This window comes from uncultured Eudoraea sp., assembly GCF_947258925.1.
Taxonomy (GTDB): domain Bacteria; phylum Bacteroidota; class Bacteroidia; order Flavobacteriales; family Flavobacteriaceae; genus Eudoraea.
Map to the genome: position 1 here is coordinate 124,136 of NZ_CAMYKG010000001.1, position 23,246 is coordinate 147,381.

Genomic DNA, 23,246 nt, shown 5'->3' on the forward strand with positions numbered 1-23,246 from the left:
TAAATGAAACTTGTCATTGCCATAATAATTGGAACCATAGCCTTACTTCATTTATATTTTATGTGGTTCGAAATGTTTGCCTGGACTACCCGGGGCAAAAAGATATTCAAATCCTTTCCTAAGGATTTGTTTGAACCAACAAAATCCCTCGCCGCAAACCAGGGTCTTTATAACGGCTTTTTAGCTGCTGGCCTTATCTGGACGTTCTTTATTCAGGATCCGATCTGGCGAACTAATATTTCTATCTTTTTTCTATGCTGTGTTGCAGTTGCCGGAATCTTCGGAGCCTTAACCGCCTCTAAAAAAATATTTGTTGTTCAGGCGCTCCCCGCCTTGATTGCACTACTTCTTACCTTTATTACTTCACGCTAAGATTCCATCACTTTCGGGTTACATAATCACTATTATTCGTAGCTTTGCAGATATTGAACAAATTACCTTAAAAACGTTATAAAATGACACTAATTGCAGTAGACTTTGGAATAGAAGAAGCATTGGACAAATTGGGGATAAAGGAAGAAAATGATGGTACTTCAACAGGTTCCAATACTTTTTCGTCAGGTGAAATGATTGAATCATTTTCACCCGTAGATGGTTTATTAATTGGTAAAGTGAAAAGCACCTCTGAAAGTGATTATGAAAGAGTAATAGAAACTGCAACTGATGCTTTTCAGGTTTGGCGAAAAAAGCCCGCTCCAGAAAGAGGAGAAATTGTTCGTCAGTTTGGAAACAAACTTCGTGAATTAAAGGAACCTTTAGGAAAATTAGTTTCTTACGAAATGGGAAAGTCTTATCAGGAAGGTCTTGGTGAAGTCCAGGAAATGATAGATATATGTGATTTCGCGGTAGGACTTTCAAGACAATTGCATGGTTTAACTATGCATTCTGAAAGACCGGGACATCGCATGTATGAACAATACCATCCTTTGGGTGTTGTAGGCATTATATCAGCTTTTAATTTCCCTGTTGCCGTATGGGCATGGAATACGGCACTAGCCTGGGTATGCGGTGACGTATGCGTATGGAAACCATCCGAAAAAACTCCACTTTGTGGCATAGCCTGTCAAAATATTGCTGCGGAAGTATTCAAAGCAAATGGGCTGCCGGAAGGGATCTCATGTTTGATAAATGGGGATTATAAAGTTGGTGAAATGATGACAAAGGACAATAGAGTACCCCTGATTTCGGCTACAGGTTCTATTCGCATGGGAAAAATTGTTGCACAGGCAGTTGCGGCAAGATTAGGGAAATCCCTTCTTGAGTTGGGTGGCAACAATGCTATTATTGTTACCCCGGACGCAGATATAAAAATGACGGTTATTGGAGCCGTATTCGGAGCTGTTGGTACTGCCGGTCAGCGATGTACTTCTACAAGAAGACTCATCATACATGAATCTATCTATGATCAGGTAAAAGATTCAATTGTCGCTGCCTATAAACAATTACGCATAGGCAACCCCTTAGACGAGAATAATCATGTTGGCCCATTGATTGACAAGGATGCTGTTGCTATGTATGAAAAAGCGCTTAAACAAGTTGTGGATGAAGGTGGAAATCTAATCTTGGAAGGCGGTGTCTTAGAAGGAGAAGGTTATGAGAGTGGTTGCTATGTTCATCCTGCAATAGCTGAAGCAAATAATACCTATGATATCGTACAGCACGAAACCTTTGCGCCCATCCTTTATTTGTTGAAATATGAAGGAGATGTCGAAAATGCTATTCAAATTCAAAATAATGTCGTTCAGGGACTTTCCTCAGCGATCATGACTAATAATTTAAGGGAAGCAGAAAGTTTTCTTTCCGCCGCCGGAAGTGATTGTGGTATTGCTAATGTCAATATTGGTACTTCAGGTGCCGAGATTGGCGGGGCTTTTGGTGGAGAAAAGGAAACCGGGGGTGGTCGTGAAAGTGGATCCGATGCGTGGAAAGTTTATATGCGCAGACAAACCAATACAATTAACTATACCACTGAACTGCCTTTGGCTCAAGGGATTAAATTTGATTTATAAAAAATAATGCCCGCAGTGGCCTTCATTATTCCAATGTGTATAAAGTTGGACTAACTTAAATTTTCTGCGGGTATTTTAGTGAAACATTGCGTTTTCTTAATACGTAATTTGGAAGACCAGAACTTCCCGGGGACCCCTTCCCAAAGGTCTTATTGAATTTCATCCAAAAAAAATTTTGAACACCGGCAATAGTATAATTATATATTACTATTCGTCTAAAATGTTTTAATGAAAATCGAAATTTATATTCTTAATAAACCAAAGAACCGTTGCTATTATAAGAAAAAATAGCAACGGTGATCTTGAATTAACCAAACTAAATCAAAAAATTCTTGGGAAGTAGTAAAGCTCCATTTCAATGCTGAATCTTTGTCAGGAGAAAAGGAGTAACAAATCTAACCATTCTCAAAGATCCCATTTCGTCATCGGTTTCCTCCACAAGAATATATAGTTAGCACGAAAAATTGTATAAGTGGTACTAATTCGGGTATGTCTTGTATTCAGTTAAAGAAATTGTAAGTATTTTAATCATTATTAGCAGCTTAACTCCATATCAATAATGATTTACTTTTTTACTTTAAGCAAATTTTAAGATTTTTTTAATACATTGTATACAGAACACTAAATGTGTGATCAACATGACAAAAAAAACTACAAACTTGCTGGGAATCATTATAACTATCCTGGCAGGGATTTATTTTTTCGTGATGTACTGCAGTGAATGCGGATCGTAGATAACTCGTTAATACTAGTCGTTAAAAATGGATTTCTACCATTTGTAAAATACATTTATTGGTTACTAATCCATGCTAAGTAGAAACGAAAAAGTACGCTTTAAAAACTATTTAAATAATTCTTAATTATGAATTTTGAAAGTATAAACATCTGGTGCTGGCTAATTCCCGTTCTCGTAGGTGTACTTTGCGCCGTTTTCGGTTATTTATTGGGCCAAGGTGGACGTACTGCAATTGACCACTCAGCCGAACTAAAATTACTGAAGGATCAAAACACAAAATTAGAAGCAGATCTTGCGGCTTGTAACCAAAAAATTGCTGATAAAAAAACCAAAGAAAAAGCGTCTGAAATCCCCTTTGATAAAAGTGCCGCCAAGGCCGCATTAGGCAGGAATATAAAACGGGATGATCTGAAGGTAGTAGAAGGAATAGGCCCTAAAATAGAAGGTCTCTTTCATAATTATGATATTAAAACCTGGAAAGCCTTATCCCGGGCTTCAGTTTCTAAATGCCAGAATGTATTAGATTCTGGTGGCGATCGCTATAAAGTACATGATCCTGCTTCATGGCCAATGCAGGCAAAAATGTGTTACGAAGGCAAATGGAAAGAATTACATAAATGGCAGGTGGAACATAAACATGGCAAGTTATAGTCAAAAAGAACAGAATCTATCTGCTTATCCTGATCATAGCATGCCATTGGCCTCTACCCATTTAAATCGGAATTGATCTTCACTTAATTTCATTCTTTCAGCAATTCGCTGCAAACGAGCCGGCATGCCAACGAGATAATCCCTTGCTTTTTGTGCCTCATCTGAAAGGCTTCTTAAGGTCTCCAAATTCCAGTAATTATTTAACTTCATAAAAATATCAATGTAATCCTGGGAAGTATATACACCAAGCCTTTGGGCACAAATTGAGAAATTTTCAAAGGCAAGGCCTTTTTCTTCCCCTGATTCTCTTAAAAAATGTGCGGGCATTACAATTTTTCTTTTCATCATATCAGCATATGCGAGCATCATTCCATTAGGGTCCTTTTCAAAAATGCTCTTAACAAATTCCCTGTAAGCCAAATGATGTCTCATTTCATCCCCCGCAATTATGCTGCACATTTTACTGAGAAGTGCGTTTCCTTTTTTCCTTGCCAGCTGTCCTACCCTTTTATGAGAAATATTGGTAGCCAATTCCTGAAATGAAGTATATACAAAATTCTTGTAGGGATCCCTGTCAGTCCCTATGTCAAAACCATCATTAAGCAGGTACTGCGTTGAGATCTCAACTTCCCTCATATTTACCCTTCCGGAGAGATATAGAAATTTATTAAGCACATCACCATGTCTGTTTTCTTCTGCCGTCCAGGCCCTCACCCATTTAGACCATCCACTTGGCTCTTCTGTGTGCTGATTAATCCCCTCAACATCCATTAACCAGGATTCATAAGTTGGTAAAGCCTCCTCGGTAATTGTATCGGCAACCATAGTAACCCAAAAATCGTATCCCAACTCTTTAGATTCTTCCCGTATCTGCTCTACATCATCCAAAAAATTATCACTTTGCGAATCCGGAAGAAAGTCTGAAGGCTGCCATATATCATCAATAGGAATCAAAAATGAATCCATGAACCCGGTAACTTTAGGTTCAATGGCCTGCATGACCTCCAGTCTAATATTTTTAATGGACATAAACTATTTTATTGCAAAGTACGACAATATATTTCTGAAAATATTACAGTTACAAATCAAATATCAATTTCTTCCATTTTCCTGAGGATAAAAAAGATATACGGGATCACTTTGCCAAACTTGTTTCGAATCTACGTCCATAATTGATAAAGGTCCTTTAAAGGCTGCTCCGGTATCAATATTCCAGACATTTGCCGCTCTTTGAGGAATGGTCTTTCCAATTTTGGTTACCGGGGTATGACCGATATAAATTTCGTGATAATTGGAAAGTCGCTGTGGATAAAAAGTATCCTTTTTGGTTAAATCAGGGTTTAAGGACAATGCCAGTTCCCATAAAGTTCTGTCCCAGTAAAATATTTTAGCAAAATATTCAAACTTTACCCCTTTTAAGCTTGTAAACCCGGCATGCACAAATAAGCGATTTTTATCATCCAGATAATAATTATCCAAATGCTTATAAAAATCCATATGAACTCTTTTTGTACCATCATCCAAGTCTTCATAAGAAGTTTTGCTCGCCATACCACCATGTTGCAACCACATTGGTAAATCTTTCCCGCTTCTTAACCAATCATAACACAATTCATCATGGTTTCCCCTTAAAAAAATACATTGATGTGTGGTCTTAAGCTCAATCAAATAATTAACAGTCTCAACAGCCTGGCTCCATCCGTCTACATAATCCCCCAAAAATATAAGGAAATCGTCCTCTGTGACCATAGCTCGCTTCATGACCTGCTTCAAAGCCTTAAAACCAGAATGAATATCTCCTATTACCAAAGTCCTCATTTTGCAAAATTCGCTATAATTACTATGATCGCAACAATAAAAAGTAGGAGAAAAAATATTTTCCAAAAGGAATAGGGCCGAATGCCGTGGATAGTACCGGTTTGTCCATTAATGTAGAAGTGATATTCTTTCCCTTTGTAGCGGTAAGAGCTAATATAAACAGGTAAGAGAACATGTTTAAAGGTTTCCTTTGAAAGTTTTATATCGGCATGATGAATCCTTTGTGTATCCCCTCCAATATCTCTCCTTATCCAGGAGTGAGCAATATCCTTAGCCTTTTGAAAAGATCTGCGATGTCCTTCTTTTAATGGAATAGAATATTTTTCTGTCACAAACCCGGAGAGGTATTTTGAATTAAATGTGCTAAGGTCTTTTAAATTCCAATGTGAAATTTTTGAAGGAATTTCCCGTTGTTTCTTCTCTGAAGCATTAATAAGGATATCATCTATGAAACCCTCAACACTGCCATAAGCAGGGGACCATCGCGTCTTTCTTACCTGTCTTGTTTGAGTCCCTTTCTTTGTTCTATACGTTTGGGTCTCATAATAATAATCCCCTCTCTGACCCTCATAAGAAGCATAGAGTTCTGCGTCAAATGTCCAAAAAGGTAAATAAAGACCATGTATGGCTTCCGGGTCAAGCGAAGCCCTTTTCAGCTTGTTGGGAGCAAACCATAATCCTTTTACCCAGTTTTTGAAGATATTTCGAGCCTTTTTATTATCCAGTTGAAAAGGCAGAAGGGCACCCGGAAGAATCCATCCTTCTCTTTCTATATCCTCTCTTATAAGCGGTTCTCCGCAATAAACACAATGCAGCGACTTATAGTTTTCTTCAACATGTTGGTTGGCGCCGCAATTCTTACAATGCAGTAAATCTATAGTTTGAGTATAGGCATTATCGCCTACTACCTTAAGATAATGTTGTAATTCTAATTCTTCAAAGCTCCGCTTTGCTTTTTCAATAAATTCTTCATAGCCACAGTACTCACATTTAACCTGCTGTGATCCTGGTTTATATTTTAATTCCGCTCCACAATTGGCGCAGGGTTTATTCTCTTCTGAGTGATGGGTTTCTTCCATTTGTATTTATTGCCAAAATCAAAAAAATGGCAAATTAATTCCTAATGTAAACAGATTCTAATTCTGTGGTAGTGGCGGTGGCGTGCTGCCTCCTAAAAAGGTTTTCAACTCCTCAATTTCTTTTAGTGCTGTCCATTCCGAAAGGCCTTGTTTCCAAACAAGGGAATCCCGGTTAATAATCCTGGTTGCAAACAGTTCTTTTAATTTATCAAAAGGAACGGGGCCCAATTGTTGTCCATTTGTCGCATAATAGTACATTACCTGTACTGGAATTGGAGGTGGTGACGCTCCTACTTGAGGCTGCTGAGGGGCAAAAGGCTGTTGTGATGGCTGACCCATCATGGTCCCCATTTGCTGGGCTAGCACAAAACCCATGCCCATACCCATTCCGGCTCCAGCTGTACCACCTTCATTTTTTGCGGCAGCTTCCATAGCCTTGGCAGCTTTGAACTGTGAGAGCTTGGTCATATCTAACTTATCTAGCCTGCTGTATTCAAAAATCTCCTTCTTCAACTCTTCGGGCATGGATACATTTTCTATGTAAAACTTTTCCAATTCTATCCCCACCCGAGCAAACTCAGGGCTCATAACTTCCTGGCAAGTCTCGGAAAGTTCACTGGTATTGGCAGCATATAGTTCCAATGGAAGGTTAGCTTCGCCAACTGTGTCTGTAAAGCGTGTTACAATTAAACTTTTAAGGTGCTCGTTTACCTCGTAATTCGTGAAATTTCCATCGGTCCCCACTACATCAACCACAAATTTTCCAGGATCATTAATTCTAAAACTATAGGTGCCAAATGCCCTTATTTCCGTTAACCCAAATCGTTCATCACTTAACATCACAGGATTTTTGGTTCCCCACTTCTCATCCGTAAACAATCTTGTGTTAACAAAATATACCTCAGCCTTAAACGGGCTGTCAAACCCGTACTTCCATCCCTTTAAGGTCGTTAGAATGGGAAGGTTCTTTGTGTTAAGAGTATATGTCCCGGGTTTAAAAACATCAGCCAATTGTCCTTCATTTACAAATACTGCATTCTGGCCTTCTCTGACCACTAATTTGGCATTGTTCTTAATTTCATTTTGATAGCGTTCAAACCTGTGTACTATCGTATCATTGGTGGTGTCAATCCACTCTACTATGTCAATGAATTCCTGACTTAGTTTCTTTTTTATCTCATCAAATAGGTTCATTTCATCAAGGTTTTTAATTCAATAAAAAGGTAATCAATTCTTTATAACAGACCAAGAGTCTTTAATGAATAAATGGGTTTGGAGAAATCGTGGATGACCAATTAAGAAATAATTGTATTTTCTTGGAGTAACACCTTATTTCTCATTACTTTGGGTATCACTTTAAGTGCAGTTCTATGAAAGAAGTTTTTTGTATAGGTGAATTACTTATCGACTTTGTTGCTGAAAATCAAGGAAGTAATCTGTCATTAGCCAGGGAATTTACTAAAAAAGCCGGTGGTGCGCCGGCCAATGTCGCATGTGCAATATCCAAATTAGGGGGGAAAAGTGCCTTTATTGGATGTGTTGGAGATGATCCTTTTGGCACCTTCTTATTAGAAGTGTTAGAAAATGAAGATGTCAATATTTCATTGGCACAACGTTCTGAAATCTTTACAACACTTGCTTTTGTATCTATAGATGAGGATGGAGAAAGGGATTTTGTATTCAGCAGGGGTGCGGATAAGGAACTTAAATACCACCCGGAGATTAAGAAAAATTTCAATAAAAATATGGTGCATTTTGGAGCTGCAACAGCGCTTCTCGGCGGAAATTTAGAAGAAGCTTATGGCCGGTTTTTATTTGATGCTATAACACAAAAGGCTTTTATCAGTTTTGATCCCAATTATAGGGTAGACCTTTGGAAAAACAAAACAGATCTTTTTGTAAAAAAGTGTATGCCTTTTGTTGAAAAATCTAACTTGTGTAAATTTAGTTTGGAAGAAGCCAGATTAATATCAGGTAAGGAAAACATCCTGGAGGCATCTGACTTTTTCCATGAAACAGGAACCCAAATTGTTACGATTACTTTGGGTTCAGAAGGTACATTTGTGAGTTCACAGAATCATTCCCAAACCATTCCCAGCATTAAAGTAAAACCGGTTGACACGACTGGTGCAGGTGATGCATTTATTGGTTGTTTATTAAAGCAAATTTCAGTCCTGGATAAAACAGATAAGGTTTTATCGGATACCCCTGTACTTTATGAAATGATTTCCATGGCAAACAAAGCCGGGGCATTGACAACTACAAATTACGGGGCAATAAAATCATTGCCGACGCAAACCCAGCTTAACAGTTAGAATGAACCAAACCTCATTACACAGATTGCTCGCTTCAAGTGATCTCGATAAACCTGAAAAAGCTGATCTCAAGAAACTTTTTGATCTTAGACTATCTACTAATCTGCCTTTAATTGAAGACTTATTTTTATCCCTTTACCCTGAATCAACATTTCAAAATGCATTTCCCTCATTACTTAAACTTTTACCTGAATTATTTAACAAAAGACCTGCTTATCTACAAATTCAGGACCTAAAAAGACTTAAATACAACAATTGGTATCAATCAGAAAAAATGCTTGGGATGCAGTTGTATGTAGACAATTTCAATAAGGACTTAAAAGGACTCAAAACCAAAATACCATATTTTGAGAATTTAGGGGTTAATCTTCTGCACATCATGCCTGTAACCACCAGGCCAAAAGCAGAAAATGATGGAGGCTATGCAGTAAATAGCTATACAGAAGTGGACCCAAGATATGGCTCAAAGGCAGACCTGTTGAATCTTACTGAAAAACTTCGCTCTAAGGAGATGTTCCTTATGATGGATTTCGTTGTTAACCATACCTCAGATGAATTTCCATGGGCCAAAAAAGCGGCGGCGGGTGATAAAAAATACCAGGATTATTACTATACCTACGAGGATCGAAAAATACCGGATGAATTTGAAATTTCCTTGCCGGAGGTTTTTCCTCAAACCTCTCCTGGTAATTTTACATTTAATGCACAAATGCAAAAATGGGTAATGACCGTTTTCAATGACTATCAATGGGATCTTAACTATAGGAATCCGATGGTGTTTATGGAAATGCTTGCCAACCTGATAGAGCTGGCCAATTTAGGAACTGATATTGTTCGTTTTGATGCATTAGCTTTTCTGTGGAAAAAGATGGGTACAGATTCGCAAAACCTTCCTGAAGCACATAATCTTATCGCTCTTTTTCGAATGTGTTTACAGGTAGTTGCTCCAGGCGTAGTGCTACTGGCAGAAGCTATAGTGTCTCCTGAAGAAATCATTAAATATTTCGGGGAAGACGCAAAAAGAGGTAATGAATGCGAAATCGCCTATAACGCTACACTTATGGCGCTGCTCTGGAATTCAATTGCAACAAAAAAGACACATTTGTTGTATAAGAATTTGCTTAATATCCCTGAAAAGCCCTTAGAAGGTACCTGGATTAATTACGTCAGATGCCATGATGATATTGGACTTGGTTTTGAAGATCGGTATATATATGAGGTGGGTTGGGATGCCTTTGCACATAGAAAGTTTTTGTTGGATTACTATTCTCAAAAACTGGACTGGTCCCCTGCCATGGGGCAGATTTTTATGTATAATCCTAAAAATGGTGACGGCAGAATTACAGGAAGTTGCGCCTCTTTACTCGGATTGGAAAAAGGAATAAAACAGAATGACAAGGCGCTGATTCAAATGGCTATAGATAAGATCCTAATGCTTCATGCCATAATACTGTCCTACGGAGGCATCCCCATGATATATGCAGGTGATGAAATAGGCACCTTAAATGATTATTCATATCTTCAGAATAAGAATATTAAAGATGACAGCCGATGGGCCAACAGGCCCAAGCATGATTGGAAAACAGTATCCGAATTAGAAAAAATAAGCGCCCCGTCTAGCCAGATATTCCATTCCCTAAAACAACTTGTAAAAATTAGAAAAACTACAGCAGTATTCGCAGACAGCAATAATATAGTACTGCATAATACCGAAAACCCACACCTCTTTATTTATGAAAGAACTGGTAAGACTAAAAATGGGATTCTTGTAATCTGTAATTTTGATGAAAACATTCAATTAACAGCTGTCAGTCAAATCTCGTCTCTGGGTTATAGCTCAGGCAAGAATCTAAAGGATATCATATTGGACAGAACAATGAACTTAAAGAGTGACTTTCTGGAACTAAAACCCTATCAGGTATTATGGCTTAGAAAAATTTAACTATACTTCACTTTCCTTAAGATCCGAAATGACTCCTTCAGGGATTCATAAATGTTCTGATCGTATTTCTTAAGCAGTGGTCGTGCAGTTTCCATTAAATCCTTGGCCTCTTCAAAACCATTCAAATAGCATATAAGATAAGTTGCAGGTAATAATTGTAGGTCCAATTCTTCAGAACGTTTAAGTGATATTCCCTTATCCATTTTTTTAAGTATTGCCCCGTTTAAATTAAATATGTGATATAGGGTCTTTTTGTCATATTGTGGAGGTTCAAAAATTAAATCACTCTGAATTTGATAGGTACCATTGTCTGAGAAAAATATATCCACTTTTTCCAGAGGATAATATTTCTGTTGATTCCCTAATCCCAATTTCACATATTCCATGATAGAAAATGATTGGTCATTAAAACTTATTGAGATTTCATCCAATGCGGAATAAAAAAGTTTTACCTGTTCATTAATAAGTTCTATGTCCACTCTTGAAAAGAAAACTTCATTTTTAACTCTTTTTTGATTTCCTGCCCAACATAACACAAATTGTTCCTTAAAGACCTTGTAAGAACTAATCATGTCTCTGTGTCTGTTATTTATAAAATCTATTACACCATCAAGGGTGAGTTCTATATTGTTACGTGCATGTTGCTCCAGAGTTGCAACAGTTTCAGCATTGATGTCTTTTAAAACAATATCAAAAGCTTTTGGCATGCTTATACTTCCATCCCTGAAAAAAACGGCTCCTCCATAGTATTTCCATATATTTCGGCGTAAAGCACAAACCTTACCGTTTGATCTGATAGTTACAAGTCCCACTACCTTCCCTTCCGGTAAGTGTGGAAAGGGAATATTCTCGTAGGAAATCAAAGGCGGGTTATCCAAATAGGCATTTACCAGGTTTTGAATCTTACTATCATCAAAGAAATCTACTCCAACAATTTTGTTATCCTCATCCTCAACCCCAACAACAATAAATGAATTATTTTTTGGATTGCTATTGGCAAGTGCGCAGACATGCTTGAGGAATTTAGCCTTGCCTTCTCGCTTGCCAATATTTATAAACCTTTTCTTATCATAAAAACTATTTTCGTCATTATGAGCTAATAGGTTTTTTACCAACAGGCGTTTATTAATCATATATTTTTGTTCACTATGGTACTACTCGCCTGTGCTGTAGGCATTACAATGAGATCTGCAATATTCACGTGGGATGGCCTGGATATTACAAAGTAGATTATATCCGCGATGTCCTCTGGTTTTAACGGCTGAAAACCCCGATATACCTTATCAGCTTTATCACTATCTCCTTTAAATCTTACATTGCTGAAATCGGTCTCAACTAATCCTGGGTTAACTGCACCCACCCGTATTCCATAAGAGTTCAAATCAATTCTCATACCTTGATTTATTGCATCAACTGCATGTTTACTGGCGCAATAAACATTCCCTTTGGGATAAACTTCCTTCCCTGCTGTTGAACCAATATTAATTATATGTCCCGATTTGCGCTCCACCATTTTGGGGAGAATTGCTCTGGAAACATATAGTAACCCTTTTACATTGATGTCCAGCATGGCATCCCAATCCTCTAGACTCCCGCTTTCAATAGGATCCAGGCCATGAGCATTACCTGCATTATTGATCAAAATATCAATGTTGGAAAATTCTTCAGGTAATGAATCAATAGCTTTTGAAACAATGGTGCGATCTCTTACATCAAAACTCAAAATATGAATCTCTGTGGAAGATGCCAATTCTTGCTTTAATGTTTTTAAAAGTGCTTCCCTTCGTCCGCAAATTACTAATCTAATGCCCTTTGAAGCGAAAAGTTGAGCAGTCGCACGTCCTATACCACTTGTTGCTCCTGTAATAAATGCTGTTTTTTTCATTTTAATTAATTAGGATAATTTTTGATTAAGGCACTTTATGTCCTTGTGATGCAACCAACAGCAAAAACCAATCCTCCAGTTCCAGGTTGATCTCCATGGCCTTTAAAGAAGTTTTTAATCGTTTTTTATTTGTTGTTCCAACAACTGGGTGCACCATGGAAGGATGTTTTAAAATCCACGCCAGTAGAATTTGACTGCTATTGGCATCATATTTCTTTTTAAGCTTTTTAATGACCTTCTTTATTCGCTTCCTTATCCTGTTATTTTCCCTAAAATAGCTGCCTAAAGGGCTCCACGCCATAGCCATCCTTTTGTGCAATATACAGTCGTCAAAAGTGCCATCATACATAGGCCTGTCTGCAGTTAAAGAAAATTCAACCTGGTTTGCGCTAACTGAAACTCTCGAGGACAAAAGAGCAATCTGTGAAGGAGAAAAATTGGATACGCCAAATTCCCTTATTTTGCCTTCTTTTTGTAATTGAAGAATGGCTTCGGCAACCTCATCCGGTTCCATCAGCGGGCTGGGTCTATGGAGTAAAAATAGATCCAAATAATCCGTTTTTAGTTTGGACAAGGATCGTTCAGCGGACCATACAATATAATCCCTCGAGTAATCGTAATGTTTCACTTTATTATCTCGCCCTTCACATAAATATTGTATGCCGCATTTGGTGATTAATTGTATCTGGTCCCTCGGTATTTTGCTATGCAGAAAGGCATTACCAAACGCTTGTTCATTTTCATAACCACCATAGATATCAGCATGGTCAAAAGTTGTAATTCCATTTTCAACACAATAACCAAGAAGTTCGGCCATTTCCGCTCTTGAAAGATTCTTCCCCCAGCTACCCCAAGTCATGGTTCCTGCAATAATTTTTGAATACTTTATCCGGTTTTTCATAAGGATGTGAATTTATAAAATAAATCCCTTAAATACTTCATAAAACTTGGGGTTCTGGCGATTTTTTAACCAATCATTAACAGCACTTATATAAATAAATTTTCAATTTGCGGCCTACTAAGATGCCAACATATTAAAAACCATAAAATAATAATAATTAATGGAAGAAAATACTACTGTAGATATTAGTGCTGTTAATGAAAAAATTGCACAGGAAAGTGCTTTTATAGACCTGCTCATAATGGAAATGAACAAAACCATTGTAGGTCAGAAGCATATGATAGAAAGATTATTAATTGGACTATTGGGTCAGGGGCACATATTATTGGAAGGAGTTCCCGGACTTGCAAAGACACTAGCCATAACCACGCTTGCTAAAGCGGTTAAAGGTAGTTTCAGCAGAATTCAGTTCACTCCGGATCTTCTGCCTGCTGATGTAGTGGGAACCATGATATACAACATGAAAGAGAACGATTTCTCTATCAAAAGAGGTCCCATCTTCGCGAACTTTGTTTTAGCAGATGAAATTAACCGTGCACCAGCCAAGGTGCAGTCTGCGTTATTAGAGGCCATGCAGGAAAAACAGGTTACAATTGGGGATGAGACTTTTATTCTGGACAAACCATTCCTGGTTATGGCCACCCAAAATCCTGTAGAGCAGGAAGGAACATATCCACTTCCCGAAGCACAGGTAGATCGTTTTATGCTTAAAACGGTTATTGATTATCCTAAAATGACAGAAGAACAACTTATTATAAGACAGAATCTTCAAGGAATTCTTCAGGACGTTAAACCTGTGATATCACTTAAGCAGATCCTTAGCGCTCAAAAAGCAGTTCGGGAGGTTTACATGGATGAAAAAATTGAACAGTATATTCTGGATTTGGTTTTCGCCACCAGATATCCGGAAAAATACGGATTGGGAGATCTTAAACCTCTTATAAGTTTCGGGGCCTCACCCCGTGGCAGTATCAATCTGGCTAATGCCGCTAAATGTTACGCTTTCATAAAAAGACGTGGCTACGTGGTTCCGGAAGATGTTCGTGCTGTTGTCCATGATGTGCTAAGGCATAGAATTGGAATTACCTATGAAGCAGAAGCAGAAAATATTACTTCAGAAGAAATGATCAACCGGATTGTAAACGAAATTGAAGTGCCATAATAGTTCAACCTATGTAGTTCTATGCCATAAAAGGCATAGGCTTATATAACTAAAAAGCTTGAACCCGAATGGATACCAAGGAGTTATTAAAAAAAGTTCGTAAGATTGAAATAAAGACACGGCGTCTTTCAGATCACATATTTGGAGGAGAATACCATTCTACTTTTAAAGGTCGTGGTATGACGTTTAGCGAAGTGCGTCAATATCAGTTTGGCGATGATGTAAGGAGTATAGATTGGAATGTAACCGCTAGATACAACGAGCCCTTTGTAAAAGTATTCGAGGAAGAAAGAGAACTTACAATGATGCTTATGGTAGATGTAAGCGGCTCGGAACTTTTTGGAACGACGAATAGATTTAAAAAGGAAATAATCACGGAAATATCAGCCACACTTGCATTTTCAGCTCTGCAGAACAACGATAAAATTGGTCTTCTCCTTTTTTCCGATGAAATAGAATTATTTATCCCACCCAAAAAAGGGAAAAGCCATGTACTCAGAATAATACGTGAACTGCTGGAATTTTCTCCAAAAAGTAATAAAACTGATATCCAAGAGGCCCTGAAATATCTGACCAACGTAATGAAGAAAAAAGCAATTGTATTTGTGCTTTCAGATTTTATGGCTACCAATTATGATCAGACCTTAAAAATAACAGGGAAAAAACACGATGTAACCGGCATTCGGGTTTATGACGCAAAAGAAGAACAAATTCCAAATTTAGGAGTAGTTCAAATGCTGGATTCAGAGACCGGAATGCTAAAACTCGTCAATACACAATCCAAAAATGTACGAAATGCTTATGGAGAATATTACAGAAATAGCGTAGACTATTTTAAAGATACCTTTAAGAAATCAGGATGTGGTACTTTAGATTGCCGAGTAGATGAAAGCTATGTTAAAAAATTACTAGGCTATTTTAAGCAAAGAGGTTAATAGAATATGATGGCAATGAAATTAAGAAGTAGTATGAATTTCAGTTCCCGGTCCGGACTGGCACTCTTCGCATGCCTCATATTTTGGGTTTGCCCCCTTTTTGCCCAGGTGAAACCCCTGGTTAGTTCGGAAGTAGACACAACGAATATAAAAATTGGTGAACAGATTCAATTTACCGTCACGGTAGAGACCGATTCAACGGCACAGGTAATCTTTCCGGAAGGACAAACCTTTTCTCCATTGGAAACTGTTGAAGCCTTTAAAACCGATACCACCCGTAAGAAAGACAGGATAACTCTTCAGAAAATATACGCACTCACACAATTTGATTCGGGTTCATATTTACTTCCAGCCCAGCGCATTGAAATTAACGGGGTTGGATTTTTTACGGATTCCATGGAAATAGGAGTTGCTACCGTACCTGTGGATACGGTCAACCAAAAAATGTACGATATCAAACCTTTGATAAGCGTGCAGAAAAGTAATAGTGATTTTTGGAAAATCCTTCTGATAGTTCTACTGGTTGGAGGAATCGCCGGTGGTCTTATTTACTGGTTTATAATCCGAAAAAAACCGCTGACAGAAGAAGAAAAGGTGGCATTACTCCCTCCTTACGATCGGGCTCTTTTGGAATTGAAACGCTTAGAAAATTCGAAATATTTAATTCAGGACAAGTACAAAAAATACTACTCCGAATTAACCGCAATAGTGCGCTCTTATCTGGAAGAGGAAGTACATGTTTCAGCTCTGGAAAGTACAACCAGTCAATTGATTCAAAAATTGGAGTTGCTTCAGGATGCGGGTGAACTAAAACTACAGGATAATACCATTAAGCAATTTGAAAAAATATTGCAAACTGCAGATCTTGTAAAATTTGCAAGGTCTAAACCTCCGACGTCAGTGGCAGAGCAGGACAGGAAAGCTATTAAAGAAATTTTGGTTAAAACAAAGGAAGCCCTGCCTGAACCAACAGAAGAGGAACTGCTTGAAAAGGAAGAGTATCAGGAAATTATCGCGCAAAAAAATCGTAAAAAGAAAATCATTTCAATTATTTCTGCAGCGGCAATTGTACTATTGGTATCCCTTGGGGGGCTTATAACCTATTTGGGGCCTTCTTATGTATGGGACACTATTACCGGTCACCCAACAAAAACGCTTCTGGAAGGGGAATGGGTTTCTAGTTCTTATGGATACCCCCCTATTAGCATAGAATCTCCGGAAGTTCTGGTAAGACAGAAGGTTAAACTTCCTCCGGATGCTAAGGCGAATATCAAAGAACTGCAGGCGTTTATGTACAGGAATGAAAAAAGTTTATTTACCATTGGCACAACATCAACGACATTGAATAAATCTGAAGAACCAGATTTCAACCAGGTCGTTGAGGAAATATTAAAGAATTTTGAAGACCAGGGAGCTAAAAATATCATTACCAAGCAGGAAGAATTTACCACTAAATCCGGAATTAAAGGAATTAAGGTTTTTGGACGGGGGAATTTCGCTGCCCCGGGCTCCGGGGAATTAGTTCGGGGACAATACACAATTATTCTTTTTGGGGGAAATGGTTTTCAACAACAGTTAATCCTTTCCTGGCCGGATAAAGATAGTTACGCAGAAGAAATAGTCGATAGGGTTATTGGATCCTTGGAAGTAAAAACAGAGGCTTAAATGTTAGATAATATAGAATTTGCAAACCCACAGCTCTTTTGGTTGCTTTTATTGCTTCCTGTTGCAATAATTTGGCATCTGTTAAAGCACAAAGAAGAGACTGCTACCCTTAAAATTCCAAGTGTAGCAGGGTTCACTACAAATGATTTGTTGCCTAAATTAAAACCTGTCTTATTCGCCTTTCGATTACTCGCCCTCGCTGCAATCATTGTGGCCCTTGCAAGACCTCAAACAGAGGACATTTCTACCCGGACCAAGACTACCAAAGGTATAGATATTGTAATGGCTATTGATGTTTCATCGAGTATGCTGGCTAGAGATTTAAAGCCCAATCGCCTATCTGCTCTAAAAGAAGTAGCCGCAGATTTTATTAGACAAAGACCCAGTGACAGAATTGGTTTAGTAGTCTATGCAGGTGAAAGCTACACTAAAACTCCAATCACAAGCGACAAATCCATTGTTTTAAATGCCCTTAAGGAAATTACATACGGGCAATTAAATGATGGAACTGCCATAGGTATGGGTTTGGCAACTTCAGTGAATAGGCTAAAGGAAAGTAAATCTATAAGCAAAGTAATTATATTGTTGACGGATGGTGTAAATAATTCAGGGTTTATTGAACCACAAACAGCTGCAGATCTTGCTGTTGAGTTTGACATAAAGACTTATACCATTGGCCTCGGCACCAATGGAAATGCGCTTTCGCCCGTGGCATACAACGACGATGGGTCCTATAGATATGGCATGAGACAGGTTGAAATAGATGAGAAATTACTCATGGATATTGCCAATGTTACGGGAGGGCAATATTTTAGAGCAACAGACAATGATAAATTGGAAGCTATCTATGAAGAAATAAATAAATTGGAAAAAACTGAAGTAGAAGAATTTAAGTATTACAAATACGAAGAGAAATTCAGGCCTTGGATTATATTCGCCGGAGCACTACTTATTATTGAATGGTTATTTAGAAATACCCTATTCAGAAGTTTTATTTAGCATATGATACAGTTAGACGAAAAAATATATTTCTATCTATTAGCCATTATTCCTGTAATGGTGGTTATCTATTTAATGCTGCAGATATGGAAAAAAAGAACCCAAAAGAAATTTGCATCATCAAATCTTTTGAGGAGACTGGCGCCAAACAAATCTAATTTCAAATCCGTTTTGAAGTTAATTTTTCTGATATTAGGACTTTCATTTTTAGTTCTGGGGCTCGTAAACCCGAAAATTGGAACAAAATTAGAAACGGTAAAACGTGAAGGTGTGGATATTGTTTTTGCCATTGATGTCTCAAAAAGTATGCTGGCGGAAGATATTGCTCCTAACAGACTTGAAAAGTCTAAACGCCTGGTTTCCGAGATTATAAATCAACTGGCAAGCGACCGTATTGGTATAATTGCCTATGCGGGACAAGCATATCCTCAGTTGCCTATAACAACAGATTATGGTGCGGCTAAAATGTTTTTACAAAGCATGAACACAGATATGCTTTCATCACAAGGAACTGCCATAAATGAGGCCATTGAGTTGGCATCAACTTATTTTGATGATGAGGAACAAACAAATAGGGTGCTGTTTATTGTTTCAGATGGGGAAGATCATTCAGAAGGATCAACTTTAGATGCTGTAGATTTAGCGGTAGAGGAAGGCATAAAAATTTTTACAATTGGTGTTGGCAAAACCAAAGGTAGCCCTATTCCAATTAAAAGAAATGGGATCGTCGAAAGTCTGAAAAAAGATGCACAAGGTGATGTCGTAATTACGAAATTAAATGAAGATATCTTAGAAGAAATTGCAGATGAAGGTGATGGGGAATATATCAATGGAGCTAATACTGAAGACGCTGTAGATTACATTAAGGAGCAATTGAACCAAATGGACAAAAAGGAATTTGAAGCCAAGCAATTTGCTGAATATAAAGACCAGTTTCAATGGTTTCTGGGTATTGGCCTGCTATTTTTATTTCTGGACATTTTCCTTTTGGATCGAAAAACCAAATGGTTGAAAAAACTGAATTTGTTTAACGAAAAAGAAATTCACTAAAATGAAAAAGATAGTTTTATTAACCTTTTTGATTAGTGCTTTCGTTTTTCCTCAAGACGATATTAAGGAAAAAGAAAAAGCGCTTAGAGCTTCAACAGATATAACCTTTGAAGCCAATAAAGAATTGGCAGAAAATGACTTCGTTGACGCAGAAGTAAACTACAGGCGTGCTATTTCTAAAAGTGAAGAAAATACTGTGGCCCCTTATAATTTAGGTAATGCTTATTATAATCAATCTAGTTTTTCTGAGGCTTTCGGACGCTTCAAACAGGCAGGAGAGTTGGCTTCTGAAAAACCTGCAAAACACAAAGCATTTCATAATATGGGCAATGTATTTATGAAGAACAAAGAATACGCCAAAGCTGTTGAAGCTTATAAAGAAGCTTTACGTAATGACCCCACAGATGAAGAAACACGGTATAATCTCGCCCTGGCAAAAGAACTTCTGAAAAAAGATAAAAATAATCAGAATAAAGACGACAATAAGGATAAGCAGGACCAGGAAGAGAATAAAGACAAAAACCAGGATAAACAGGATCAGGGAGATAAGGAGGATGAAAATAAGGGAGATCCCAAAGAGGAAGAAAATGATAAAGACTCCAATGATGGTGATAAAGGTGATCAGGAAAAAGAAGAAAATGAAAAGGAAGAAGGTGATGGAAAAAAGGAAGAAAATAAACAACCTGAGGAAGGAGATCAACAACAGCAAAAACAACCCCGACCAAACCAATTATCTCAACAGCAGATAAAAAATTTGTTGGAGGCCATGCAAAACGAGGAGAAAAAGGTTAAAGAGAAAATGGATGCCCAAAAAGTTAAAGGGGTTAAAACAAAAAATGTAAAAGACTGGTGATATTTAACACTTTTAAATATATAACCCTCTGCATATCTTTTCTATTACTCGGGAATGCCCGGTTAATAGCTCAAGACAAGGAAGCTATTACTTTTGAAGTTGAGCTCAGTAAAAGTAAACTTGGTATAAATGAACGTTTGAGGGTAGACTTCGTTATGAACAAAGACGGGGATAATTTTATGCCCCCGGATTTTGAAGGATTTAGAGTACTCATGGGGCCCTCACAATCCATAAGTTCTTCCTGGATAAATGGTGTCAGAAGTTATTCCAAAACATATTCATATACTCTTGCACCTACTGCCAGAGGGAAATTTACTATCAAACAGGCAACGATAACCATTGATGGCAGAGTCTATAAATCCTTATCCAAAACGGTAGAGGTAACTGCTGCAGTCGATAAACCAAACGATCAAATGTCTGTTTCAGAAATTGCTGATGATAATTTACATTTGGTAGCAGAAGTTTCCAAGACCTCCCCTTATCTCAACGAAGCTATTAGTGTAGTCTATAAATTATATGTCAGTCCTTCAATTAATGTTTCTAACTTCAGGCCTCTGGACAATCCCAAATACAATAATTTCTGGAGCCAGGATATGCCTTTCACCAGATATGATGTTCAGAATGGAACTTATGAGGGTAAAGCCTATCGTTTTGTCGTTCTTAAAAGAGTAGTTCTCTATCCTCAAAAAACCGGTAAATTAACTATTGAACCTCTTTCATTGGATGTAACTCTGGAAGTGCCTACGAACAAACGTGATTTTTTTGGGGGCAGAATATATACACAAACCAACAAAACGGTATCCGCAGGAAAACGAATAATAAATGTTAAAACCTTGCCTTCTGAAAACAGGCCCGCAAACTTTGGTGGAGCTGTAGGTAAATTCGATTTTTCGGTAACGACAAGCAAGACATCTCTGAACGCTTCAGAGTCTTTACAAGCTATTATTACTGTAAAAGGCAAAGGTAATTTAAAGCTATTTCAGTTACCAGAACCTTCACTTCCGGGAGCTTTAGAAGTTTATGACCCGGAATTTAATGAAGAAGTAAGAACAACACTTTCGGGCATGCAGGGAAAGGTGAGCGATAATTATACTATTGTTCCCTCATTTAGGGGAAAATATCCAATTCCAGGTATTACATTTAGCTATTTTGACCCAGACTTGGAAGAATATAAATCCATTACTTCCGATGAAATTATGATCAACGTAATGGAAGGGCCATTGAACGCCAACAATGTCCCCAAAAGCCCGACCTCAGTAAATAAGCAGACTGTTGTTACCTCGGGTGATCAATTCAATTTTATAAAACTTAATCCAAATTTATTCCCTGTTGGAACAAATTATTTTTTTGGTTCTCGTAGGTTTTACTTTTGGTTGTTTTCTCCGTTTTTGCTTATCCCAATTGTTGTATTGTTTGGTAAAAGAAGGGAAGCAATTGCAAGTGATGTAGCAGGAAATAAGATAAAAAAAGCTAACAAACTGGCTAGAAAATATTTATCTGAGGCCAAGAAGGCACTAGGTGATAAGGATAAGTTTTATATAGCATTGGAGAAAGCTTTGCACAATTATCTGAAAGCGAAACTTAAAATTGAAACATCAGAATTCAGTAAAGACAAAATTGAGTCCTTATTGACAGAAAAACAAATAGAAGAAACCGTAATACACGGCTTTATAGATCTGCTTAAGAATTGTGAAATGGCTCGTTATAGTCCGTTCTCTGATGTGCAAATGCAGCAGGATTACGACAAAGCAAGTGAAACAATTTCAGGAATGGATAAAAAGCTTTGAGCATGAAGAAACTGATCGTCATATTAGTAATGTTACTTTCCCTTGTAGGTAATTCGCAGAATGAAGCTCTTTTTAACAGAGCAACAACCTATTACAATGAGGGTGAGTACGAGAAGGCTTCTGAGAATTACTTTGAGATCCTGGAAAATGGAGAACATTCGGCAGCTCTTTACTATAATATTGGGAATTGCTACTACAAATTAAATCAAATTGCCCCCAGTATTTATTACTTTGAAAAGGCTTTACTCCTTGAACCGAATGACAAAGAAATCAAAAATAATTTAGCTTATGCACAAAATATGACCCTGGATGTATTTCAACCACTTCCAGAGAAAACTCTAACTAAGTTATATAATAACTTTATTGGCTTATTCTCCTTTGATCAATGGGCATATTTGGCAGTCTTATTCATATGTTTATTTGTAATAGCCTACATTATCTTTTATTTCGTGCGTTATTCCAGCCAAAAGCGTATTGCTTTTATAAGCAGTCTTGTTTCCCTTTTTATTGCTGTTTTCTGTATACTAATGGCATTTGTTCAGTTTAAAAATTTTGAGGCAGACATGCCGGCTATCGTTTTTGCAGAAGAACTAAGAGTTAAATCCGAACCTAATAACCGAAGTTCACAAGCCTTCCTTCTGCATGAGGGCACGAAGGTTAACGTTTTGGATACTCTCGATGATTGGAATAAAATAGAACTGATTGATGGCCAAACGGGTTGGGTACCTTCCAATGAAATTAAAGTGTTAAAGGATTTTTAATTTTATTTAACAATTATTCATTGTAGTTACGTTTATATTTGCTTTATAACCAATTTAACAATGACTAGATCTGCAATTATAGTGACCCTTATTGGCATTTGGCTGTTTGCGATAGTTGCCCCATCTGTTATTACCCTGGTAAATAATGGGGAAAGCATTATTATCTCTTTGAATTTAAATGAAGAAGAGCAGCAAGAACAGTCCAAGAAAGACGACGAAGAGGAAAAAATACTGCTAGAAAATTGGCTTGCACAGACAGAATTATCCCAACAGGAAAAATCACTTTTTTTAGAAATTGAAAAAATAATTTTTTCTGCTAATTCAATTGAAATTCCATTACCGCCTCCGGAATTCGATAGTTACCCTGCATAAATCCATATTCAATTTAGTTTCTAATCAATCTTTAATAATTTATTAAGGACAATATATTTATAATTATGTTCAAATATTTGAAAAACGACCTTCCCGCCAGTATTGTAGTTTTCTTTGTGGCACTACCCTTGTGTTTAGGAATAGCATTGGCCAGTGGCGCACCTTTGTTTTCAGGTTTAATTGCCGGAATAGTAGGAGGTATTATAGTTGGATCACTTAGTGGCTCACATATCGGGGTCAGCGGCCCTGCTGCTGGTTTAGCAGCCATTGTTTTAACTGCAATTGGTGCTCTGGGAGGTTATCAAAACTTTCTGGTGGCAGTTGTT

Annotated in this window: 22 protein-coding genes; 15 read left to right on the top strand and 7 right to left on the bottom strand. The window is 37.5% G+C overall.

Features of this window, described 5'->3' with window-relative positions; genetic code table 11:
- The first annotated feature begins 3 nt into the window (after positions 1 to 3).
- The 3 genes from Q0X77_RS00570 (at position 4) to Q0X77_RS00580 (ending at position 3,396) form a co-directional block, all read left to right on the top strand.
- Positions 4 to 372, top strand: coding sequence for a DUF1304 domain-containing protein (locus Q0X77_RS00570; RefSeq protein WP_297791787.1), 369 nt, complete (start codon positions 4 to 6; stop codon positions 370 to 372).
- A gap of 83 nt (positions 373 to 455) precedes the next feature.
- Positions 456 to 2,009 carry an aldehyde dehydrogenase family protein gene (locus Q0X77_RS00575; protein ID WP_297791789.1) on the top strand — a complete coding sequence of 518 codons (1,554 nt, stop codon included), beginning with the start codon at positions 456 to 458 and terminating at the stop codon, positions 2,007 to 2,009.
- 862 nt (positions 2,010 to 2,871) lie between these two features.
- A complete protein-coding gene (locus Q0X77_RS00580) occupies positions 2,872 to 3,396 on the top strand; it encodes a hypothetical protein (protein ID WP_297791791.1) in 525 nt (174 codons plus the stop codon).
- Positions 3,397 to 3,429: 33 nt separating this feature from the next.
- On the opposite strand, the gene Q0X77_RS00585 is transcribed toward Q0X77_RS00580, so the two are convergent.
- The 4 genes from Q0X77_RS00585 to Q0X77_RS00600 all read right to left on the bottom strand — a co-directional run bounded on the left by Q0X77_RS00585 (position 3,430) and on the right by Q0X77_RS00600 (position 7,487).
- Positions 3,430 to 4,425, bottom strand: a complete 996-nt coding sequence (locus tag Q0X77_RS00585) for an acyl-ACP desaturase (RefSeq protein ID WP_297791793.1) — start codon at positions 4,423 to 4,425, stop codon at positions 3,430 to 3,432.
- A 63-nt stretch (positions 4,426 to 4,488) separates the two neighbouring features.
- Entirely contained in the window at positions 4,489 to 5,214 is a 726-nt protein-coding gene (locus Q0X77_RS00590; RefSeq protein ID WP_297791795.1) for a metallophosphoesterase, read from the bottom strand.
- Positions 5,211 to 6,293, bottom strand: a complete 1,083-nt coding sequence (locus Q0X77_RS00595) for a DNA helicase PriA (protein ID WP_297791797.1) — start codon at positions 6,291 to 6,293, stop codon at positions 5,211 to 5,213. The genes Q0X77_RS00590 and Q0X77_RS00595 overlap by 4 nt, the downstream gene beginning before the upstream one ends.
- 57 nt (positions 6,294 to 6,350) lie before the next feature.
- The gene (locus Q0X77_RS00600) at positions 6,351 to 7,487 is read right to left on the bottom strand and encodes an SPFH domain-containing protein (RefSeq protein WP_297791799.1); all 1,137 of its coding nucleotides are present in this window, start codon (positions 7,485 to 7,487) and stop codon (positions 6,351 to 6,353) included.
- A 176-nt stretch (positions 7,488 to 7,663) separates the two neighbouring features.
- Here Q0X77_RS00600 and Q0X77_RS00605 point away from each other — a divergent pair, with 176 nt between their 5' ends.
- A complete protein-coding gene (locus tag Q0X77_RS00605; protein ID WP_297791801.1) occupies positions 7,664 to 8,608 on the top strand; it encodes a carbohydrate kinase in 945 nt (314 codons plus the stop codon).
- A 1-nt stretch (position 8,609) separates the two neighbouring features.
- A complete protein-coding gene (locus tag Q0X77_RS00610; protein WP_297791803.1) occupies positions 8,610 to 10,550 on the top strand; it encodes an alpha-amylase family protein in 1,941 nt (646 codons plus the stop codon).
- Here the strand turns inward: Q0X77_RS00610 and Q0X77_RS00615 are convergent.
- Genes Q0X77_RS00615 through Q0X77_RS00625 form a run of 3 tightly spaced genes read right to left on the bottom strand, consistent with a single transcriptional unit; the run spans position 10,547 to position 13,336 of the window.
- Positions 10,547 to 11,683, bottom strand: coding sequence for an ATP-binding protein (locus Q0X77_RS00615; protein WP_297791805.1), 1,137 nt, complete (start codon positions 11,681 to 11,683; stop codon positions 10,547 to 10,549). The genes Q0X77_RS00610 and Q0X77_RS00615 overlap by 4 nt on opposite strands.
- Entirely contained in the window at positions 11,680 to 12,435 is a 756-nt protein-coding gene (locus Q0X77_RS00620; RefSeq protein ID WP_297791807.1) for an SDR family NAD(P)-dependent oxidoreductase, read from the bottom strand. Before Q0X77_RS00620 ends, Q0X77_RS00615 begins: the two co-directional genes overlap by 4 nt.
- A gap of 25 nt (positions 12,436 to 12,460) precedes the next feature.
- Positions 12,461 to 13,336: an aldo/keto reductase gene (locus Q0X77_RS00625; protein WP_297791809.1), complete on the bottom strand. Its 876-nt coding sequence runs from the start codon at positions 13,334 to 13,336 to the stop codon at positions 12,461 to 12,463.
- A gap of 160 nt (positions 13,337 to 13,496) precedes the next feature.
- Between Q0X77_RS00625 and Q0X77_RS00630 the strand changes: the two genes are divergently transcribed.
- The 10 genes from Q0X77_RS00630 to Q0X77_RS00675 form a co-directional block, all read left to right on the top strand.
- Positions 13,497 to 14,498 carry a MoxR family ATPase gene (locus tag Q0X77_RS00630; protein WP_297791811.1) on the top strand — a complete coding sequence of 334 codons (1,002 nt, stop codon included), beginning with the start codon at positions 13,497 to 13,499 and terminating at the stop codon, positions 14,496 to 14,498.
- Between the two features lie 68 nt (positions 14,499 to 14,566).
- Positions 14,567 to 15,433 carry a DUF58 domain-containing protein gene (locus Q0X77_RS00635; protein WP_297791813.1) on the top strand — a complete coding sequence of 289 codons (867 nt, stop codon included), beginning with the start codon at positions 14,567 to 14,569 and terminating at the stop codon, positions 15,431 to 15,433.
- Between the two features lie 15 nt (positions 15,434 to 15,448).
- The gene (locus Q0X77_RS00640; RefSeq protein ID WP_297791815.1) at positions 15,449 to 17,098 is read left to right on the top strand and encodes a hypothetical protein; all 1,650 of its coding nucleotides are present in this window, start codon (positions 15,449 to 15,451) and stop codon (positions 17,096 to 17,098) included.
- On the top strand, positions 17,099 to 18,097 hold the full coding sequence (locus Q0X77_RS00645) for a VWA domain-containing protein (protein WP_297791816.1): 999 nt from the start codon (positions 17,099 to 17,101) through the stop codon (positions 18,095 to 18,097).
- A gap of 3 nt (positions 18,098 to 18,100) precedes the next feature.
- Positions 18,101 to 19,147: a VWA domain-containing protein gene (locus tag Q0X77_RS00650; protein ID WP_297791819.1), complete on the top strand. Its 1,047-nt coding sequence runs from the start codon at positions 18,101 to 18,103 to the stop codon at positions 19,145 to 19,147.
- A gap of 1 nt (position 19,148) precedes the next feature.
- Positions 19,149 to 20,000, top strand: a complete 852-nt coding sequence (locus Q0X77_RS00655; protein ID WP_297791821.1) for a tetratricopeptide repeat protein — start codon at positions 19,149 to 19,151, stop codon at positions 19,998 to 20,000.
- Positions 19,997 to 21,787: a BatD family protein gene (locus tag Q0X77_RS00660; RefSeq protein ID WP_297791823.1), complete on the top strand. Its 1,791-nt coding sequence runs from the start codon at positions 19,997 to 19,999 to the stop codon at positions 21,785 to 21,787. The genes Q0X77_RS00655 and Q0X77_RS00660 overlap by 4 nt, the downstream gene beginning before the upstream one ends.
- A gap of 2 nt (positions 21,788 to 21,789) precedes the next feature.
- Positions 21,790 to 22,548 carry a tetratricopeptide repeat protein gene (locus tag Q0X77_RS00665; RefSeq protein WP_297791825.1) on the top strand — a complete coding sequence of 253 codons (759 nt, stop codon included), beginning with the start codon at positions 21,790 to 21,792 and terminating at the stop codon, positions 22,546 to 22,548.
- Between the two features lie 60 nt (positions 22,549 to 22,608).
- Complete coding sequence (locus tag Q0X77_RS00670; RefSeq protein WP_297791827.1) at positions 22,609 to 22,920, top strand: hypothetical protein; 312 nt, start codon at positions 22,609 to 22,611, stop codon at positions 22,918 to 22,920.
- Between the two features lie 65 nt (positions 22,921 to 22,985).
- The coding region (locus tag Q0X77_RS00675; protein ID WP_297691252.1) for a SulP family inorganic anion transporter at positions 22,986 to 23,246 on the top strand (261 nt) is incomplete at its 3' end.

Coding starts and splice junctions, on each gene's coding strand:
- Q0X77_RS00650 (WP_297791819.1), top strand. CDS start 18,101: ATGATACAGTTAGACGAAAAAATATATTTCTATCTATTAGCCATTATT.
- Q0X77_RS00635 (WP_297791813.1), top strand. CDS start 14,567: ATGGATACCAAGGAGTTATTAAAAAAAGTTCGTAAGATTGAAATAAAG.
- Q0X77_RS00595 (WP_297791797.1), bottom strand. CDS start 6,293: ATGGAAGAAACCCATCACTCAGAAGAGAATAAACCCTGCGCCAATTGT.
- Q0X77_RS00670 (WP_297791827.1), top strand. CDS start 22,609: ATGACTAGATCTGCAATTATAGTGACCCTTATTGGCATTTGGCTGTTT.
- Q0X77_RS00605 (WP_297791801.1), top strand. CDS start 7,664: ATGAAAGAAGTTTTTTGTATAGGTGAATTACTTATCGACTTTGTTGCT.
- Q0X77_RS00610 (WP_297791803.1), top strand. CDS start 8,610: ATGAACCAAACCTCATTACACAGATTGCTCGCTTCAAGTGATCTCGAT.
- Q0X77_RS00640 (WP_297791815.1), top strand. CDS start 15,449: ATGAAATTAAGAAGTAGTATGAATTTCAGTTCCCGGTCCGGACTGGCA.
- Q0X77_RS00580 (WP_297791791.1), top strand. CDS start 2,872: ATGAATTTTGAAAGTATAAACATCTGGTGCTGGCTAATTCCCGTTCTC.
- Q0X77_RS00575 (WP_297791789.1), top strand. CDS start 456: ATGACACTAATTGCAGTAGACTTTGGAATAGAAGAAGCATTGGACAAA.
- Q0X77_RS00615 (WP_297791805.1), bottom strand. CDS start 11,683: ATGATTAATAAACGCCTGTTGGTAAAAAACCTATTAGCTCATAATGAC.
- Q0X77_RS00620 (WP_297791807.1), bottom strand. CDS start 12,435: ATGAAAAAAACAGCATTTATTACAGGAGCAACAAGTGGTATAGGACGT.
- Q0X77_RS00625 (WP_297791809.1), bottom strand. CDS start 13,336: ATGAAAAACCGGATAAAGTATTCAAAAATTATTGCAGGAACCATGACT.
- Q0X77_RS00585 (WP_297791793.1), bottom strand. CDS start 4,425: ATGTCCATTAAAAATATTAGACTGGAGGTCATGCAGGCCATTGAACCT.
- Q0X77_RS00600 (WP_297791799.1), bottom strand. CDS start 7,487: ATGAACCTATTTGATGAGATAAAAAAGAAACTAAGTCAGGAATTCATT.
- Q0X77_RS00630 (WP_297791811.1), top strand. CDS start 13,497: ATGGAAGAAAATACTACTGTAGATATTAGTGCTGTTAATGAAAAAATT.
- Q0X77_RS00645 (WP_297791816.1), top strand. CDS start 17,099: ATGTTAGATAATATAGAATTTGCAAACCCACAGCTCTTTTGGTTGCTT.
- Q0X77_RS00655 (WP_297791821.1), top strand. CDS start 19,149: ATGAAAAAGATAGTTTTATTAACCTTTTTGATTAGTGCTTTCGTTTTT.
- Q0X77_RS00590 (WP_297791795.1), bottom strand. CDS start 5,214: ATGAGGACTTTGGTAATAGGAGATATTCATTCTGGTTTTAAGGCTTTG.
- Q0X77_RS00570 (WP_297791787.1), top strand. CDS start 4: ATGAAACTTGTCATTGCCATAATAATTGGAACCATAGCCTTACTTCAT.
- Q0X77_RS00665 (WP_297791825.1), top strand. CDS start 21,790: ATGAAGAAACTGATCGTCATATTAGTAATGTTACTTTCCCTTGTAGGT.